At 51.6% G+C, this 18,587-nt stretch carries 18 protein-coding genes; 12 read left to right on the top strand and 6 right to left on the bottom strand.

Features of this window, described 5'->3' with window-relative positions:
• The first annotated feature begins 1 nt into the window (after nucleotide 1).
• From JGF26_RS05035 to JGF26_RS05025, 3 genes are all read left to right on the top strand, one after another.
• Entirely contained in the window at nucleotides 2-706 is a 705-nt protein-coding gene (locus tag JGF26_RS05035; RefSeq protein WP_134707241.1) for a hypothetical protein, read from the top strand.
• A gap of 317 nt (nucleotides 707-1,023) precedes the next feature.
• Nucleotides 1,024-2,358, top strand: coding sequence for a hypothetical protein (locus JGF26_RS22330; protein WP_238934099.1), 1,335 nt, complete (start codon nucleotides 1,024-1,026; stop codon nucleotides 2,356-2,358).
• A 1-nt stretch (nucleotide 2,359) separates the two neighbouring features.
• Nucleotides 2,360-2,797, top strand: coding sequence for a tail fiber assembly protein (locus tag JGF26_RS05025; RefSeq protein ID WP_134707242.1), 438 nt, complete (start codon nucleotides 2,360-2,362; stop codon nucleotides 2,795-2,797).
• Between the two features lie 83 nt (nucleotides 2,798-2,880).
• On the opposite strand, the gene JGF26_RS05020 is transcribed toward JGF26_RS05025, so the two are convergent.
• Nucleotides 2,881-3,987, bottom strand: a complete 1,107-nt coding sequence (locus tag JGF26_RS05020) for an acyltransferase (RefSeq protein WP_134707243.1) — start codon at nucleotides 3,985-3,987, stop codon at nucleotides 2,881-2,883.
• Between the two features lie 159 nt (nucleotides 3,988-4,146).
• On the opposite strand from JGF26_RS05020, the gene JGF26_RS05015 reads away from it, so the two are divergent.
• The 7 genes from JGF26_RS05015 to pheP all read left to right on the top strand — a co-directional run bounded on the left by JGF26_RS05015 (nucleotide 4,147) and on the right by pheP (nucleotide 11,991).
• Nucleotides 4,147-4,512, top strand: a complete 366-nt coding sequence (locus JGF26_RS05015) for a S24 family peptidase (protein WP_134707244.1) — start codon at nucleotides 4,147-4,149, stop codon at nucleotides 4,510-4,512.
• A 348-nt stretch (nucleotides 4,513-4,860) separates the two neighbouring features.
• Nucleotides 4,861-6,081 carry a cytochrome P450 gene (locus JGF26_RS05010; protein ID WP_108090664.1) on the top strand — a complete coding sequence of 407 codons (1,221 nt, stop codon included), beginning with the start codon at nucleotides 4,861-4,863 and terminating at the stop codon, nucleotides 6,079-6,081.
• Between the two features lie 330 nt (nucleotides 6,082-6,411).
• Nucleotides 6,412-7,428, top strand: coding sequence for an iron ABC transporter substrate-binding protein (locus JGF26_RS05005; RefSeq protein ID WP_028018455.1), 1,017 nt, complete (start codon nucleotides 6,412-6,414; stop codon nucleotides 7,426-7,428).
• Between the two features lie 24 nt (nucleotides 7,429-7,452).
• Nucleotides 7,453-9,027, top strand: a complete 1,575-nt coding sequence (locus JGF26_RS05000; protein WP_028018454.1) for an iron ABC transporter permease — start codon at nucleotides 7,453-7,455, stop codon at nucleotides 9,025-9,027.
• A gap of 1 nt (nucleotide 9,028) precedes the next feature.
• A complete protein-coding gene (locus JGF26_RS04995) occupies nucleotides 9,029-10,060 on the top strand; it encodes an ABC transporter ATP-binding protein (protein WP_134707245.1) in 1,032 nt (343 codons plus the stop codon).
• Between the two features lie 149 nt (nucleotides 10,061-10,209).
• Complete coding sequence (gene yahO / locus JGF26_RS04990) at nucleotides 10,210-10,485, top strand: DUF1471 family periplasmic protein YahO (RefSeq protein WP_024906894.1); 276 nt, start codon at nucleotides 10,210-10,212, stop codon at nucleotides 10,483-10,485.
• 117 nt (nucleotides 10,486-10,602) lie between these two features.
• Nucleotides 10,603-11,991: a phenylalanine transporter gene (pheP, locus tag JGF26_RS04985; RefSeq protein WP_134707246.1), complete on the top strand. Its 1,389-nt coding sequence runs from the start codon at nucleotides 10,603-10,605 to the stop codon at nucleotides 11,989-11,991.
• A 44-nt stretch (nucleotides 11,992-12,035) separates the two neighbouring features.
• Here pheP and JGF26_RS04980 read toward each other — a convergent pair whose 3' ends face one another.
• Entirely contained in the window at nucleotides 12,036-13,280 is a 1,245-nt protein-coding gene (locus JGF26_RS04980; protein ID WP_134707247.1) for a mechanosensitive ion channel family protein, read from the bottom strand.
• Between the two features lie 66 nt (nucleotides 13,281-13,346).
• A complete protein-coding gene (locus tag JGF26_RS04975; protein ID WP_134707248.1) occupies nucleotides 13,347-14,783 on the bottom strand; it encodes an MFS transporter in 1,437 nt (478 codons plus the stop codon).
• A 107-nt stretch (nucleotides 14,784-14,890) separates the two neighbouring features.
• Between JGF26_RS04975 and JGF26_RS04970 the strand changes: the two genes are divergently transcribed.
• Both JGF26_RS04970 and JGF26_RS04965 read left to right on the top strand, forming a co-directional pair.
• Entirely contained in the window at nucleotides 14,891-15,760 is an 870-nt protein-coding gene (locus JGF26_RS04970) for a helix-turn-helix transcriptional regulator (RefSeq protein WP_108090660.1), read from the top strand.
• The gene (locus tag JGF26_RS04965; RefSeq protein WP_108090659.1) at nucleotides 15,757-16,785 is read left to right on the top strand and encodes a DUF2157 domain-containing protein; all 1,029 of its coding nucleotides are present in this window, start codon (nucleotides 15,757-15,759) and stop codon (nucleotides 16,783-16,785) included. The genes JGF26_RS04970 and JGF26_RS04965 overlap by 4 nt, the downstream gene beginning before the upstream one ends.
• Nucleotides 16,786-16,819: 34 nt before the next feature.
• Here JGF26_RS04965 and nfsB read toward each other — a convergent pair whose 3' ends face one another.
• From nfsB to JGF26_RS04950, 3 genes are all read right to left on the bottom strand, one after another.
• On the bottom strand, nucleotides 16,820-17,473 hold the full coding sequence (gene nfsB / locus JGF26_RS04960) for an oxygen-insensitive NAD(P)H nitroreductase (protein WP_108090658.1): 654 nt from the start codon (nucleotides 17,471-17,473) through the stop codon (nucleotides 16,820-16,822).
• Between the two features lie 120 nt (nucleotides 17,474-17,593).
• Nucleotides 17,594-17,962, bottom strand: coding sequence for an MmcQ/YjbR family DNA-binding protein (locus JGF26_RS04955; protein WP_028018445.1), 369 nt, complete (start codon nucleotides 17,960-17,962; stop codon nucleotides 17,594-17,596).
• The gene (locus JGF26_RS04950) at nucleotides 17,952-18,542 is read right to left on the bottom strand and encodes a TetR/AcrR family transcriptional regulator (protein ID WP_028018444.1); all 591 of its coding nucleotides are present in this window, start codon (nucleotides 18,540-18,542) and stop codon (nucleotides 17,952-17,954) included. Before JGF26_RS04950 ends, JGF26_RS04955 begins: the two co-directional genes overlap by 11 nt.
• Between the last annotated feature and the right edge of the window lie 45 nt (nucleotides 18,543-18,587).

The following is an 18,587-nucleotide window of genomic DNA, read 5'->3' as shown; positions in this document are numbered from 1 at the left end:
AATGCTTGAGGACATCATTAAATCATATCTTTATACGCAGTATAACGACGATGATGATCTGCAGGCGTTCGTCACAGCTTACAACGAAATGGCCCAGCAGACATACGAATGGATGAGGCAGGCAAACCTTCCGGTATTCGTTGGCGGCTATAACGCTGGTGATCAGTTAAAGTGGATAGCCAAGGGCATTTACGGTGTTAAACCCCCAGTTCTGGTAAGTGGTAAAAGAAGCGCTTATGGCCCATTCAATGCTATGTTGTTTAACCAACTACCGTTCAATGGCAGGAAGGTTGTAAATCAGTCAGATCAGGTGGTTGTTTCTGATGATCTGTTCAAACGCATCATGACGTGGAATTTTTATAAAGGTGATGGTTTTTACTTCACCATACCATGGCTGAAGAGAAGGGTGATGAGGTTCTTGACTGGCATTGATGGGGTCGATGTTGTTAATGATCAGAGATGGAGTATATCGGTGTTGTTTTCAGATTCCGGTGCCAGCATCTCAATAATAAAAGGATTCAGGAAGCTTACCGATTCATCAATTTTTAACGCTTCCTCTTTTAACGCCAGGGCATTCAACCAGAAATCGAGCATACTTATAAAAAGCAATGATTATGAGTATGCTGATTTGTTTAAGCAAGCTTTTGATAGCGGCCTGCTGCACATTCCATTTTACCAACCGGTAACTGTAACTATTATCGGATAGTCTTATTTCGAGTATCTATTGCCATGTCAACAAGGTATTTAAAACACTGACATATAATCAGTAGCATTACTGTAACAATGAATAATGCAATGCTGAATTTAATATTCTCAAGTGGTGGAATTCCTTCCTGAGCCCACATGTCACATACGAGAATAATTAAAAAAATTGAAAAGGCAATAGTAATAACACTGAGCGCGGAAAGAAGGGCTTTGAAAATAAATACTGATAAGTTTGACATCCTTAACACCTCATATCTCTAAAACATAACCGACAAACCGCGATGAGCGGTTTTTTTACGCCCTGATCCCGGAGGATAAATGGCTCTCACACTTTTAGCGGCCAACAACGCACAAACTGTGCTGGCTGCAGGAATTAGCTCATCTGCGACCTCTCTTACTGTAAACACCGGAACCGGGTCATTATTCCCCTCTCCAGCAAGTGGAACCAGCTTTTTTAAATTGACTCTGGTCGACGCGGCAACAGGACTCATCACCGAGATCGTACATGTAACCGCCAGAAGCGGCGACGTGATGACAATTGAGCGAGCCCAGGAGGGTACGGTGGCCCGCGCCTGGTCTGCAAATGACATTGCCGCAAATATGATGACTGCAGGCACATTAAGCTATGTCCTTGGCAACTTCCTTTCCAGAAGTAACCCGTTCGGAGACATCAAAGCCGACGGCACTGTGACAACAGCCAAGACCAACCTCGGACTTCAGTCGTTCAATAATGATGGTTCGGTTACCACTGTTTCTGCTCCATCCGGTGGAGTCTTCTTATATGTGACTCCAAGTGGAAACTGGGGTGTTCAGGATTCCGCAGGTAATGCACTTCCATTGCCACTGGCTGGCGGTGGTACTGGTGCTAACACGCTTTCCGGAGCCAGAATCAATCTTGGCGTCCAAAGTTTCGCTACCTCTGGAACTATTAGCACTGTTTCCGCTCCGACGTCCGGCGTTTTCTTCTATGTTTCAAATTCCGGTAACTGGGGGGTGCAAGATTCATTAGGAAACGCTCTGCCTTTGACCATTCAAGGGGGAGGGACCGGGGCAAACACGCTTACCGGGGCGCGAGTAAATCTTGGTATAGCGCAATTTGGTATTTCCGGATCAGTCACAGCAATGTCTTCGCCTGATTCTTCCAGGTCTGTAATTATTGATAACGCCGGAACCTGGGGAGCGCAAACCAGCACAGGGACGGTTATACCTCTTTCAATAGCGAGAGGCGGAACGGGGGCAACAGACGCTGCCACTGCGAGAACAAATCTTGGGTTAGGCACTGCAGCCACTAAATCTGTAGGGACTGCCGCAGGCCAGATCCCTGACATGAGCGCGTTTCCTTACTCAGCTGTCACCAAAGGATATGCGAAGTTGCCGAATGGTCTTATTTTCCAGTGGGGAAGGATCAGCATGGCTGCGGCTAATGCCTCTGGTGATGTGGCTGTTGACAGCTTCGCTATATCATTCCCGAATGGAGTTCTTCATACATATGCAACTGGTGGACAGACTCTGACAAATACCCCTTGTTTTGCGACTTCAGAAGCAATAGACACTAATCAGATTCGGTTAAAAGCAATCGCCGTTAACCTCACCGATAAAACAATTACCCAGGGCATGTCTGTGACTGTCGAATGGTTTGCTATAGGATCTTAAAATGAGCAATTATGTATACAGTGCAAGCACGAACGCTTTTTATCCGATCTCACTAAAACCTGACTATGAAGCCGCAGGCTCATGGCCCAAAGATGGCAAGGAGGTGGATGAAGATTGCTTCCTTGAATTCACATCGGTCGGGCATGCTGATAAATATCGTGTTGCTGGTGAAGACGGACTTCCAGCATGGGAGCCGGTACCAGCCCCGACCAAAGAGCAACTCATTGCCATCGCGGATGCTGAAAAGATGCGACTTGTCGGCTTGGCTAATGCAAATATTAATGTTAAGCAATGGCCTGGGAAGGCGGCTATCGGTCGCCTCAAAGGTGATGATCTGGCGCAGTATAATCTCTGGCTTGATTATCTTGATGCGCTTGACGCTGTTGATACCAGTAGTGCTCCAAATATTAACTGGCCGGAGTCACCGACAAAGAGTTAATGAAGCGATACCATAATTAATATTGGTAATATAGACTTATTTAACAATAAACACCCCGCCAAAATTTGTGGCGGGGCTTTAAATTACATTAATAACTTGCCGGCTATTTTCTTGGAATAAATAACGCTATATTTATCAACTGGTGTTAACAGTTTTGATAAAGCTATGCACATCACCAAGCTAGATGATAAAATCAAGAACATTGAAGTGAATCCAGTAACGCTGTTTTCTATGAAGTAAATCCTAAGGAATGAACTCCATGAGCATATGACAATTATCTGGACAAGATATAGAGGGAATGATATCTCACCCAAAAATAAAGAAATTTTGTTTTCGAAAAATCTTTTTAGAGTGTTTGAGTAAGATACGCAAAAAATTATCACAATAGCCTCAAGTGCCTGCAAATTCTCTTCTACAGGCCTGTGATATGTATCTATATATATCACAAAAATAAAAGAGAGCAAAAGAATGAAATCAAAACCTCTTATGTTGATATCTGAAATTCTTATTTTAATGACAGCCAAAAGATAACCCACCATAAAGCAAAACATGTACGGTGAGTTGAAATACAAGAATATTGTAAAGATTATAGCGGGTAAGTGCAGTGCTTTAATTTGAGGCTTAAACATACCAATGAATGCATAAATCAGCATAGAACCAACTAACTCAATTGGCATAGTCCATGCAGATGAATTGTACGTAATGTTAGGGTCGTAATTAAAGAAAACATCATATACGGAAAACTTTAACGCGTTATATAGTGAAGGCTCAAAGACATAAAACCCTCCAAGCCATGCATTTTCAATGGACGCTTTTACATTAAAGAAAAGGCCAAGGCTCATGAAAATATAGGCGATAATCGCGAAGAAAAGTATTGGAATTGCTAATCTAAAGTAGCGTGACACAACAGCTAGAGGTAAGTTTCCCTTGGTTGATTGAATTTGGCTTATGCTTAAAACATATCCTGACAATACAAAAAAAATCAGAACTGATAAATGACCATTTGTGAGGAAGTGGAAGTAAGGTAGAGATACAAATTCCGGATTCTCTAGAGCGAGAACTCCCCCCATTAAATGACTAAAAACAACAACCAACGCCGCCCAACCACGTATTCCGTCTAAAAATGCAACTCTCACTTTGCCTTTTGCGCGAACATTGTCCGCTTCAGTTATGGTATTAATGTATTCCATGAAATTATTTCATTAAGTTGTGAATCGATGTTTTGTGGCATCGATCTTAGCATGGGAGGAAGGTATTGAGAACGAATACCACTATTCATCGTTGATAACTTGATCTGCATAACTAAAAATACTACTGTATCTTTATACAGTATTTTTAGGAGGTGCTTTATGGGGTTCCCGTCACCAGCAGCAGACTACGTTGAAGAGCGCATATCACTCGACAAGAGGCTTATCGCGCATCCTTCAGCCACGTACATGATGATAGCCGGCACTACATACCTGCGTGCTGGGATTATGAAAGGGGCCATGCTCATCGTCGATTCATCGCTGACACCGAAAGACGGTTCTCTGCTCGTCTGCGCTGTTGATGGTGAGTTCAGGATCATGCGCTACAGGACACATCCGCATCCTTACCTGGAAAACCCTGAAAATGGGAGGAGGGAGCCGTTACCATCGAAGGATGAGGCATCGGATACATCGCGGCCGGTATTTGGGGTGATCACGTACAGCATCAACGATGCGCGCTCTGGCTAGTTCGACGACTGCCCGGTGATGTGATGGGGAAAGGGCATAGCTATGCCAGGCGGCATGGCTGTGCACTCTCTGTGTCACAGATGTGTCATGCATGGATGCCACATAATGAAACGCAGAAGCATACAACGACACGTAATGACACAAATCCGGCGCGAGCGCGGAAAAACTAATTACATTACAGTGTGTTAAATAGTACTCTACGTTCTTCTAAGCCGTAGGTCGTAGGTTCGAATCCTACAGGGCGTGCCATTTGATCCCCGTAATCCCCCAGACTCCATCGCCATACTTGAACTGAAACATATCCCTGCTTAACTCAATGGTGATTAATCCTGTGATGAGGGCTCACCCATGGCATATGTCGACAAAGCGCTTCGGTTTAATCCTGCCTCTCCTGTCTTTCAGGAGAATCTTCACGACGTCTATCACCATATGCGAAACCATCAGCCGGTGACGCGAATCGGGAAAACATGGGTGCTTACCCGCTATCAGGACGTGTATCAGGCAATGAAGGAGCGTGCATTCGTCTCTTCAGGTATCCCTGAAGACGTGCATGCTGTGCTGGAAAAAGAGTGTTTTAACCTTCCGCCCCGGCTGCGGGATCTTCTCTACGGCATTGTCCTTTTTGAGGAGGGAAGTGTTCATCGCGCTCACCGTCAGGCTCTGCAGGCTCTGTTTACCGGCGAATCCTGGAGGGCATTAACCCATCTCATCTCACACGAATCACATTCAGTGGTAGCCGCTTTACCCACAGCTCGCCCGTTTGACGGAGTTCGGCAGATTGCAGCGCCGCTATGGGGGAAGCTTTTCACCGTATGGCTTAACCTGCCGCAGGCGCAACAGGAGGTGGTGGAGCAAGAGAAAAGTGCCATCAGGCTATTGCTGGATCCCAGCGCCATTGACCGTGAGGGGCTTCAGAGGCTGATAAAAGCGCTCTCCCGTCTGGATGATAGCTTTCTCCAGCTCGCACAGGCGCACAGAGAAGGTTACGATTCGCTGTTTTATCGCAGCCTGCTGAAAGGATATGGCGGAGATGGGAATGCGCTTTATGAGCGGTTTAGCACGGACTGCATCACGATGCTTATTGGCGGCAGTGAAACCAGCGAAGCGCTAACCGGAAATCTGCTCTATATGCTGGCATTGCATCCGGAATTGCAGGATGGGGTCAGAAATAACACGCTGCGGATGAAAGAGATAGTAAGCGAAACGATGCGCTTTGAATCCCCGCTTCAGATGGGAAGGCGGAAGGTTGCGGCTCCTGTGCATTTTCTGGGGCGTGAACTGAAGGCTGGCGATAACGTGTTGCTGTGCCTTGGCTCCGCTAACCGGGATGAACGCGTTTTTGAAGAGGCGTCGCGCTTTATTCCGGGCAGAAAGAATGCACAGCGACAGCTAGGGTTTGGAGCAGGTGTGCACCAGTGCATCGGGCAGTTGCTGGCGCAGTTTCAGGCTGAAAATCTGGCGACGGCCCTGAGCAAGCGAGGGATTACTGCTTTGGACGGTGAGGCGAAATGGTCGAATCGAAGTCTGATCCTGAGAACACTGGAGACACTTCCGCTTAAGATCGACTAATACGATAACAGGACAATGACATGAAGGGAGTCATTTTTTTCTAATGCCCTGTGGTCTAATTTTTATTCTTTTCTTTTCGGTTAAATAACGGCTTAATAAATAGAATGCTAATTATCTTTTATTAGGGCTGCCCTTAAGGATTTCTTAATCTTTATTTTTCTCCATTCTTAAATCTGGATTTTTATCACTTTAAACACCTCTATAATGAAATTTTACACTTTTACGCTAAAACTGGATTGATACTAATTATCATTAGCGTTTTTGTATGCTTTAATCCTGTCCCACAAAGCTATGCGTTGTTAATCACGTTGGTCAATTAAGGATATGTTCATGAATTCTCGTCTGCTGTCATGTTTCTCCCTTGCCTTGTTGTCTTCATCACTTTTACTTTCTACACAATCAGTTGCGGCCGATAACAACGAGGGTATCGTTGTCTACAACGCGCAGCACGAAAACCTGGTTAAGTCGTGGGTTGACGGTTTTACTAAAGAAACCGGTATTAAAGTGACTCTGCGTAACGGTGATGACAGCGAGCTGGGTAACCAGCTGGTTCAGGAAGGCAGCGCATCGCCAGCAGACGTATTCCTGACGGAAAACTCGCCGTCCATGGTTCTGGTGGATAATGCCAACCTGTTCGCGCCGCTGAATGCAGATACCCTGAAACAGGTACCAGCAGAATATCGTCCGGCACACGGTCGCTGGATCGGGATTGCTGCCCGCAGCACGGTGTTCGTGTATAACCCGGAAAAACTGACCGAACAGCAGCTGCCAAAATCGCTGATGGATCTGGCGAAACCTGAGTGGAAAGGCCGTTGGGCGGCATCACCGTCAGGCGCAGATTTCCAGGCCATCGTGAGCGCAATGCTGGCCCTGAAAGGCGAGAAGGCGACTCTGGAATGGCTTAAAGCGATGAAAACCAATTTTGTTGCCTACAAAGGTAACAGCACCGTCATGAAGGCCGTCAATGCCGGTCAGATTGATGGCGGCGTGATTTATCACTACTACCGTTTTGTCGACCAGTCCAAAACGGGTGAAAACAGCAAAAACACCCAGCTCTACTACTTCAAACACCAGGATCCGGGCGCGTTTGTGAGCCTCTCCGGCGGTGGTGTACTGGCATCCAGCAAACACAAAGAGCAAGCACAGGCGTTCATCAAATACATCACGGGTAAAGAAGGCCAGGAAAGCCTGCGTACCAACAATGCCTTTGAATATGCTGTGGGTGTAAATGCTGCCTCTAACCCGAAACTCGTTCCGCTGAAAGATCTCGATGCGCCGAAAGTTGAACCTTCAACGCTCAACAGTAAAAAAGTTATCGAGCTGATGACACAAGCCGGTCTGCTGTGATCCTGAGAGTAAAGTGAACGTCTTATGTCTGGTCTAAGTCTCGACATCGGCAAAAACAGAGTGCAGGAGCCTGCTCGCAGGCGTCCTGCACTGCCGATGGTTGCGTTAGCTGTCCTGTTTTCATTAATGGCGCTTCTGCCTTTAGGTTTTATCATTGCCATTGGCATTGAGACGGGCTGGGAGACGATTAAGGCGCTGGTGTTCCGCCCGCGTGTTGCTGAGTTGCTCAGCAACACGCTGTGGCTGACGGCGTTAGCGGTTCCGCTTTGTATTGTGACAGGCGTAGCAATCGCCTGGCTCACAGAGCGCACGCAGCTTGCCGGGCGGGGGATTTGGTCTGCGCTGGCGGTGGCACCGCTGGCTATCCCCGCGTTTGTACAAAGTTATGCGTGGGTAAGTGTTGTCCCGTCGATGCATGGACTTTCTGCAGGCGTGTTCCTCTCCGTGCTTGCCTACTATCCCTTTATCTATATGCCGGTAGCGGCGGTGCTGCGCCGCCTTGACCCGACGCTGGAAGATGTGGCCGCTTCGCTCGGCACGCCGCCGTGGCGGGTCTTTTTCCGCGTGGTGCTGCCACAACTCAAGCTGGCTATCTGCGGCGGCGCGCTGCTGGTGGCGCTGCACCTGCTGGCGGAATATGGCCTGTACGTGATGATCCGTTTTGATACCTTCACCACGGCGATTTATGACCAGTTTCAGTCTACCTTCAGCGGTCCTGCCGCAAACATGCTGGCGGGTGTACTGGCCTTGTGCTGTCTGGCTATCTTAGTGCTGGAAGGCGTGACGCGCGGAAAAGCACGCTACGCGCGCATTGGTGCTGGTGCCGCACGTGAACAGAAGCGCTGGCCGCTGAAACCCGCTGCGGCTGCGCTGGGTCAGCTGTTTTTCATCGTGCTGATTGTTCTGGCACTGGGCGTGCCATTAATTGTTCTGTGTCGCTGGATTTGGCTCGGCGGTGTGCAAAACTGGATGAGCGCCGATCTCTGGCACTCACTGCGCCAGACGCTGATGCTTGGTGTGGGTGGTGCTCTGTTGACGACAGCGTGTGTGATCCCCATCGCCTGGCTCGGAATTCGCTACCCCCACCGCGTTTTTCGTATGCTGGAAGGCTGCATCTACATCACCAGTTCGCTGCCGGGGATTGTCACCGCGCTTGCGCTGGTCACTGTCACCATTCATTACGCCCGTCCCATTTACCAGACGGAAATTACCCTGTTCCTTGCCTATCTGCTGATGTTTATGCCCCGCGCACTCATTAACCTGCGTGCCGGGATAGCACAGGCACCGGTGGAACTGGAAAACGTGGCGCGCAGTCTTGGCAGTACGCCGGCGAAGGCGCTATGGAGCGTCACAATGCGGCTGGCAGCGCCGGGTGCGGCAGCGGGGGCGGCACTTGTTTTCCTCGGTGTCAGCAACGAGCTGACTGCGACTCTGCTGCTCTCTCCGCTGGGCACACGCACGCTCTCCACCGGGTTCTGGGCGCTGACCAGCGAGATCGATTATGTGGCTGCTGCCCCTTACGCAATGCTGATGATCCTGATTTCACTCCCGCTGACCGCCATTCTCTATATGCAGTCGAAAAAAATTGCAGGGCTTTGACATGCTTGAATTAACCTCCATTTCTAAAACATTCTCTGATGTGCAGGTGCTCGACAGCTTAAACCTGAGCGTTGCCCCCGGGAGCCGGACGGCAATTGTCGGGCCATCCGGGTCAGGTAAAACCACGCTGCTGCGAATTCTTGCCGGGTTTGAAACACCGGACACCGGGCGTATTGTCATGCAGGGGCGAACGCTGTTCGATGAGAACAGTTTTGTCCCTGCCCACCTGCGCGGGATCGGTTTTGTTCCTCAGGAGGGCGCATTGTTCCCGCATCTTAATGTGGCAGATAACATAGCCTGGGGGCTGGACGGTACACGTCATGAGAAGCGTCAGCGTATTGAAGCGCTGATGGATATGGTTTCGCTGGACAGGCAGCTAGCGACGCACTGGCCGCATGAGATTTCCGGTGGGCAGCAGCAGCGTGTGGCGCTGGCCCGTGCGCTGGCCCAACGTCCTTCATTGATGCTGCTGGATGAACCTTTCTCGGCTCTGGATACGGGCCTGCGCGCGATGACGCGCAAAGCAACGGCCGATCTGCTGGCTGAAGCGGGCGTTGCCTCCATTCTGGTCACCCACGATCAGAACGAAGCGTTGTCGTTTGCCACCCAGGTTGCCGTCATGCGTGCCGGACGTTTTACCCAGGTTGGTACGCCTTATGAAGTCTACACGCAGCCTGTTGACGAAGAAACGGCGCTGTTTCTTGGGGATGCGGTGATCCTGCCAGCTCTGCTCAATGCCGGGATTGCCCTGTGCGCGCTGGGTGAGGTGCCGACGGACAACGCGCATGCGAAAGGAGAGGGCAGGGTAATGATGCGCCCCGAACAACTGCGCGTAACGGCATGTGCAGCGCATGAAAGCCCGATCTCGATTCTTGATGTGGATTTCACCGGTCAGCTGTCGACGCTCACCCTGGGATTAGCCGGGCAACAGCAGCCTGTGATTCTGAAGACGGTAAGCCAGCCTGGGTGGAACCCTGGGACGTCTGTATGCATTGATATTGCTGGCACGGCGCGTGTTTTTGAATATTCTTAATAGTCGTTAGTAATTTCATGCAACGGGTTGTTATAAAAGAATTTTCTAGGACGTATGGCATTTCCTGAGATTCTCTACCATGCTCATAAAACCTCACCATAATGTGTGAGGTTTTTCGTAGTTGCTGATTAATCTCAAGGAAAAAGGTTATGAAAAAGACAACGGCTATTTTGTTGGGAACTGCGTTACTGTTTACGACCAATGCGTTTGCTGCCCAGCTGCTGACAAAAAATGAGTTCAAGAAAGTTGCGTCTCAGTATCAAAAAATCGGTACGGTAAGCACCTCGAATGAAGTATCGGTGGATGACGCAAAAAAAGAGCTGATTGAAAAAGCGGATAAGAAAGGCGCGGATGTGCTGGTGCTCACTTCAGGTAACACCAACAATAAAATTCACGGTACGGCTAATATTTACAAGAAAAAATAATGACACCACAGCCACTCCGGTATCGGGGTGGCTGCCCGAGGTTCCACCCAATCCCTTGCTACCTCCAGCATGAAGTGTTAAAACGTGCCCCTTCTAAAAAAGAGACAGGGGTAGGACGTGAAAGACGCGTCATCCGCTTCAGGCAACGGTAGCACTGAAGCTTCGTCGGAACAGAATCCGACGCTGCAACGTGGTTTGCAAAATCGACATATTCAGTTAATTGCCCTCGGCGGCGCAATTGGTACCGGGTTGTTTCTCGGTATCGGCCCTGCGATTCAGATGGCTGGCCCGGCGGTTCTGCTGGGCTACGGTATCGCCGGGGTTATCGCCTTCCTGATCATGCGCCAGCTCGGTGAGATGGTCGTTGAAGAGCCGGTTTCAGGCTCCTTCGCACACTTTGCTTATAAATACTGGGGCCCTTTTGCAGGCTTCCTGTCCGGCTGGAACTACTGGGTGATGTTCGTGCTGGTGGGGATGGCTGAGCTCACGGCGGCTGGCATCTATATGCAGTACTGGCTGCCGGACGTTCCGACGTGGATTTGGGCGGCGGCCTTCTTCATTATCATTAACGCCGTTAACCTCGTGAATGTGCGCCTGTATGGTGAAACCGAGTTCTGGTTCGCGCTGATTAAAGTGCTGGCGATTATCGGTATGATCGGCTTTGGCCTCTGGCTGCTGTTCTCAGGTCACGGTGGCGAGCGTGCCACTATCGACAACCTGTGGCAACACGGCGGTTTCCTGGCAACGGGCTGGAAGGGGCTTATTCTCTCTCTTGCCGTGATTATGTTCTCCTTTGGCGGCCTGGAGTTGATTGGCATCACCGCTGCTGAAGCGCGCGATCCGCATAAAAGCATTCCTAAAGCGGTCAACCAGGTGGTGTACCGTATTCTGCTGTTCTATATCGGTTCGCTGGTGGTGCTGCTTGCGCTCTACCCGTGGGTTGAGGTGAAGTCAGACAGCAGTCCATTTGTGATGATTTTCCACGATCTGAACAGCAACGTGGTAGCCTCTGCGCTGAACTTCGTCATTCTGGTGGCATCACTCTCGGTCTATAACAGCGGTGTCTACTCCAACAGCCGCATGCTGTTTGGCCTCTCTGTGCAGGGCAACGCGCCGAGGTTTCTAACCCGCGTCAGCCGTCGTGGCGTGCCGGTGAATTCGCTGTTGCTTTCTGGCGCTATCACGTCGCTGGTGGTGTTGATTAACTATCTGTTACCGAAAGAGGCCTTTGGCCTGCTGATGGCGCTGGTGGTTGCCACGTTGCTCCTGAACTGGATCATGATCTGCCTGGCGCACCTGCGTTTTCGCGCGGCAATGCGTCGCAAGGGGCGTGAAACACAGTTTAAGGCGCTGCTCTATCCGGCAGGTAACTATCTCTGTATCGCTTTCCTGGGGCTGATTCTGGTGCTGATGTGCACGATGGATGAGATGCGCCTGTCGGCGATGCTGCTGCCGGTGTGGGTGATTTTCCTGTTTGCAGCGTTTAAGCTTTCCCGCAAGAAATAGTGCGGTTTTCGCCCGGTAGCGTTGCGCTTACCGGGCTTAAATGCTTATTTCGCGATAACACCTGCCAGAGATCGAATGTCGTTTCCGGTGGGGGACTGGTGAATACGCAGCCCAAATTCATCCACCACCGCGAAAATATGGTCGAAGATGTCGGCCTGAATCTCCTCATATTCTGCCCAGATCACCGTGTTGGTGAAGGCATATATTTCAATCGGCAGACCATTCGCGTCAGGCGCTAACTGGCGCACCATCAGCGTCATATCTTTGCGAATACGCGGGTGATTGCGCAGATATTCATTCAGGTAGGCGCGGAAGGTGCCAATATTGGTCATCTTACGCAGGTTTAATACCGACTCCCCTTCACCGTTCTCCTGATTCCAGAGTGAAATTTCCTCGTGCCGCGCGGCCATATAGGGCTTAAGCAGCTTCGCCTGAATCAGCTGCTGCTGTTCCTGCTCGTTGAGAAAATGAATGCTGGTGGTATCAATATTCAGACTGCGCTTAATACGTCGCCCACCTGAAGCCGACATTCCGCTCCAGTTGATAAAGGCATCGGACACCAGCGCCCATGTTGGGATCGTTGTGATGGTGTTATCGAAGTTTCTCACTTTCACGGTGGTCAGGCCAATATCCGTCACCGTGCCGTTCGCGCCGAATTTAGGCATTTCCAGCCAGTCGCCCAGCTTGAGCATATCGTTGGCGGACAGCTGTATTCCGGCGACCAGCCCCAGAATCGGATCTTTAAATACCAGCATGAGGACTGCGGCCATCGCACCCAGCCCGCTAATCAGAATGGCGGGGGATTGTCCAATCAGCAGGGAGATAATTAAGATCCCAACCAGAATCGCACTCACCAGCTTGATTCCCTGGAATATCCCCTTCAGCGGCAGCTGTGACGCGGTGGCCATTTTCTGCGACAGATTGAATATCACATCCAGCAGGGAGAAGAAGGAGAGAAGCGCATAGACCATTACCCACAGCTTCGCGCAGGTGGTGAGTATTTCAGCCGCTTCGCTGCCTTTTTGCAGCCACAAAACCGCCTGAACGTTAACGATTATCCCCTGAAGGGTAAAGGCCAGACGGTGAAATAACTTATTCTGGGTAATGATCTGTAACCACAAATGGCTACTGGCCTGCGCGCGTTTCTCAAAAACGCGCAGTACCCCTTTGTGCAGAATAAAATGAACGATAAGGGCAGTAAGAAAAATAATACCAAAGATAATCACTAAAGAAGTGGTGTGATTAATTTCAATGCCTAACTCTTCAACCTGAGCAATTAATTCCTGCATAACGTCTCCTGTATTGATGCAGCCCCATAATGGCGGCTGCAAACCTGTTATGCAAATCTGCCTGGCTTATTTAGTGACGTGGCAGGTCTTCACCACGGGCAGACACAGACGATGACGCATACGTAACGTCGCCAGCGCAAGGATAAGCATCAAACCTGTTTCGACGGCCAGGAAGAGGTTTATCGCCTGAGTATAATCCCCGTGATGATTCCTCAGCCCGTGCAGCAAAATTGCGCCGAAAATGGCCGGACCAAGACCGAGTGCCGCCTGCTGAAGCGTACTCAGGATCGCACTCGCGGCACCGGCATCATCAGGCTGGATGTCGCGCATCCCGATGCGGTAGAAGCTGTTGACGATCAGCGCCTGTCCATATCCAACCAGGCCGGTCGCCGGAACCAGGGTCAGCGTTGTGTTGTTCATGCCCCAGAGGCGGAATGTGGCGATCAACGCCAGCAGGCCGATAATCTGGATCGCCAGCCCGGTCAGCAGGATCGTGCTGGTGCTGTAGCGGGCGATCATACGCGGGGCAAACCATGCTGAAATAAAGTAGGTCACACCCAGGGCGATAAAACTGTTCCCCGACTGCCACGGCGCCATCCCGAGACCGGTTTGCATGGTCAGCGCCATACAGAACATAAACCCGGACCAGACGCTGAAAAAGAGCATCGCAATCAGCACGCCAAAGCGAATGCTGCGAAGCTGTATCAGACGCGTTGGGATCAGCGGATGGGCATCCTCACGCTCTTTTTTACGGGCATTCAATACCATCAGATATCCCAGCGGGATAATCGCAATCAGCGCGGCCTTCAGCGGCCATGACCAGTGCCACTGCGGGCCGAGGGCCATCGGGAACAGCAGACAGCAGAGGATCACTGCCAGCAACACGGTTCCCGCCCAGTCAATGCGCGACGGCGTTTCGCGACGGGTTTCCGGCACATAGCGACAGCTCAACGCCAGAACCACCAGACAGATTGGCACGTTGATAAAGAACGCGTTACGCCAGCCCAGCCCGGCGATATCCGCCGATACCAGCCAGCCGCCACCCATCTGCCCGACGATAAACGCGATCCCGCCGATCCCGCCAAACAGGCTTATCGCTTTGGCGTGGGCCGTACCTTTCAATGTGACATGCAGCGTGGCGAGAATTTGCGGCATGATCAACGCCGCGCCAGCACCCTGCACAATGCGCGCAGCAAGCAGTTGTTCAATATTCCCCGAAATCCCGCACAGCAGCGAGGCCAGGCCAAAGATTGCCACTCCCCACATAAACAGACGACGACGGCCAAGGTTATCCCCCAGCTTGCTGCCGAGCGCGAGACAGACGGCGAAGGCCACGCCGTATAGGGCGACAATCAGCTCCAGCTCGGTGGCGGTGGCATGCAGAGAATGGGTGATGGCGTCCAGCGCCACGTTGGTGATTGAGGTATCAATCATGGGCAGCATCTGGCCGGTTAACAGCAATATCAGGCCTGCGCGACCCGGTGAAACAACTGACGTATTCATGGTAACTCCATTGCGTCATTCATCAGATGGTCGTAGCATCAACTATCTGATAAACGGGTACCAGTTCTTACTTATACTGGTACTGGCACTACCATGCAGGGGGATTTATGGCGCTGATGTCTGAACCTGTCGTCTCACTTCAGGATGACACCCGAAAACAGCTGGGCGCGTTTCTGCGTGCCCGTCGCGAAAGCCTTGATCCACAGCGTCTCGGCCTTCCGCGTAGTGGTCGTCGACGCACGCCAGGGTTGCGCCGGGAAGAGGTCGCTCTGTTGGCTGACGTGGGTGTGACCTGGTACACCTGGCTTGAGCAGGGCCGGGATGTTAATCCCTCCAGCGCGGTCATGGCCGCCGTCGCAAAAGCACTGCAATGTACCCCGACTGAAGCACGGCACCTGTTTGTGTTGGCAGGATTACCGCCGGGTGAAGCACCGCAGGCGACCTGCTGCGAGGGGATCAGCGAAGGTACGCGCCGTCTGCTGGATACGCTGATGCCAAAACCGGCCAGTATTCAGAAACCGAATTTCGACATCGTGGCGTGGAACGACAGCTTTGGTCATCTGATGGGGGTCGATTTCAATGCTATCCCACCGGAAGATCGCAACTGTATTTATCTGTTCCTCACGCATCCTGCGTGGCGTGCTCGTCTTGGCCGGCGCGACGATGTACTGCCGATATTTGTCTCCTATTTCCGGGCGGCGATGGCCGAGCACCGGGGTGACCCGCTCTGGGAAGCTAAACTGGCACGCTTCTTCGCGGTATCTGACGAGTTTAAAACCCTGTGGCACCAGCGCAACGAGGTGCGCGGCGTGGAAAACCAGCTCAAGCTATTCACCCATCCTGAACTTGGGGAGTTTACCCTGCAACAAATGTACTGGTACTCTGCTCCTCGCAACGGTTCGCGACTGCTGGTTTATCTGCCAGTGGATGACGCGGGGGAGAAAGCAATGGAATGGCTGGCGGAGCAGGCTAAATGAAGGTGACCCGAAAACAGGAGCGGCTTTTACGTCGCGCACTCGATGAGTGGCAACAGGACGGTGTGTTAACCCACGACGAACACCAACGGCTGACCGGGACCCTGAAACGCGTCTCCATGGACTGGCAGCGCCTTAGCCGCTACGCCTTCTGGACGGCGCTCGCCTGTGTGATCATCGCCATTGGCAGCCTGTTCTCCGACAGTGAGTTGATGGCGCGTATTATCGAATTCTTCGCTTTCTCTTCTTTCGCCCGCATCGGGTTACCGGCGGTGATTGCGGTGCTGTTTTACCTGTGGGGATTCAGCCGACAGCGGCGGGAAACCCAGTGGCACTACAGTACTGAGGCGATCCTGTTCCTTGGGGTCTTCTTTACCGCCATCGCGCTCTGGCAGCTTGGCGAACGGCTCGATAACGGCAGCGGCCACGTGGCACCGTTGTTCCTGGCAGGTTGCGTGATTTACGGGCTGGTGGGCTTTTTTGGTCGCTCGGGGCTGGTGTGGCTGTTTTTCCTGCTCTCACTTGGCAACTGGTTTGGTGCTGAGACGGGCTATGTATCTGGCTGGGGCGCGTACTGGCTGGGGATGAACTACCCGGTACGGTTTATCTTCTTCGGTGGCGGACTGCTGGCGTTGTGCTGGGTTCTGCGGGCGTTATTGCAGGCGCGACAGCTCTACACGACCAGCAAAGCAATGGGGTTAACGTACCTGTTTGTCGCCCTGTGGATCATGTCGATATTTGGCAATTACGATATTGATAACTGGTACAGCGTGACGCAGGCATCGCTTCTGCCGTGGGCGCTGCTGTTTGCGGTGGCTGCGGTAATCTGTATTTATATCAGCCTGAAAACCGACGACGGTATGCTGCGCGGCTTTGGTCTGACGTTTCTTGCCATCAACCTTTATACCCGCTATTTCGAGTACTTCTGGGACGGCATGAATAAGGTGGTGTTCTTCCTGATTCTGGCGGCGTCGCTGGCGGTGATAGGGCGGTATGCGGAGCGGATTTGGCATGCTGGCGGCCGGTAAAACGTAACGGGCCGCACTGAGCGGCCCGTTTTGTTTAGCACTCGGTCACAACCGTGCTCAGCGGCAGGCGAGATTTCGGCAGCGTGGCATTGAAATCTTCCACGCTGTGGTGGCCAACTGGCACCACCACCAGGCTGGTAAAGCCTTTCTCTTTCAGACCAAATTCTTCGTCGAGGATCGCGGCGTCGAAACCTTCAATCGGTACCGCATCCAGACCCATCGCCCCCACACCCAGCAGGAAGTTACCGACGTTCAGATAAACCTGTTTCGCCATCCACTGGTCGTCATCTTTCAGATCCACGCGGTGCATGTCAGCAAAATAGGTGCGGCCTTTGTGGTTCGCGGCTTTCGCTTCAGATGTCGCAAAGCGGCCATCAGCTTCTTCCTGATCCACAACGCGTTCCAGCCAGGCATCATCCATCGCCGTTTTCGCGCAGAACACTACCACGTGAGAAGCATCCAGCATTTTGCGTTCGTTGAAGACATAGGTGCCCGCAGCAGACTTCGCCACGCGTGCTTTACCTTCCTCGGTGCTGGCAACAATAAAGTGCCACGGCTGGGAGTTGGTGCTGGACGGGCTGTACTGCAGCAGGGTTTTGATTTTTTCCGCTTCTTCAGCGGTCAGTTTTTTGCTTGCGTCGAACGCCTTGGTGGAGTGGCGTTTCAGGGCGACAGAAATGATATCCATAACAACTCCTGGTGATGAAATTCGCCCGAGCGCGGGCGCGAAAGGTGAGCAGATTACAGCGCGACGCGGAAAAAGATAAGTGCAATTCGAGCGCTTATTCTGTTCGTCTCAGACGAACAATCAAGCTGGACGGATCCACTTCTGGTCTTTTTTCGGTAGCTTATCCACCACCAGATGCCAGGAATCATTGATGAGGTCGGTAACCAGTTCCGGTGTCACATCGTCAGTGCCGTAAAGGGAAATCCAGTGCTTTTTACTCAGATGGTAGCCCGGCTCTATCCCGCGATAGATCTGCTGATTAAGCAGGGATTTCTCCGGGTCTGATTTCAGGCTAACGTGCGGGCGCCTGTGGGCAACCGCCACAATCATGAAAATTTTTCCGCCTACTTTAAACACGTCAAACTCCGGCCCAAACGGCCAGCAGTGTTCGGTGAACGGCAGCTCCAGCGCCACGCGTTTTGCGTGCTCCTGCAAGGCCTTACTCTCCATCGCTCTCCTCCTGGGCAAGCCCGCGCCACATCACCTCAAAGCCGAGCGCTTTAAAATCAACGGCGCGGGAAGGATCGCGGGTGGCAAATTCCATCGTCGCTTCGGCCAGCGATAAAAACAGCGCATCGCCGAACGTTTTAAATTCATCAGACATAAATACATGACGCACCGAGCGGCGGCAGAGTTCATGCAGCTCGGGGAACATCTCTTTCACAGCCTGCTCAGTTTCAGCGTTGATCTTTTCACTCACGCCAAGCTGGCGAATCGCGGCGTGAGCGAGAGGGTTTTTGATCCCCCAGTCAACGTAGCTATTCCAGATGTTTCGCGTGTGCTCTTTTGGCGTGGTAAGGCTGCGATCCAGGTTGGACAGCATAGCCTGACAGAGATCCTGCTTCAGGTGCAGATAGAGGGCATTCAGCAGATCGTCTTTGGTAGCAAAGTAGCGAAACAGAGTCCCTTCGGCGACGCCCGCGTTTCGGGCGATGAGTGCCGTTGAGGCGGCAATACCTGACTGTGCAAACGCCACCGTTGCGGCTTCCAGCAAGGCCTGTTTTTTATCTTCACTCTTCGGACGTGCCACTAAATTTTTCCCCCTGTCAATTATAAAAACCCTGATTGAAACACG

The sequence above is a fragment of the Enterobacter sp. E1 genome, assembly GCF_016809815.1.
Taxonomy (GTDB): Bacteria; Pseudomonadota; Gammaproteobacteria; order Enterobacterales; family Enterobacteriaceae; genus Enterobacter; species Enterobacter adelaidei.
The sequence above is the reverse complement of the archived record's forward strand: the minus strand, read 5'-3'. Positions and strand labels throughout refer to the sequence as shown.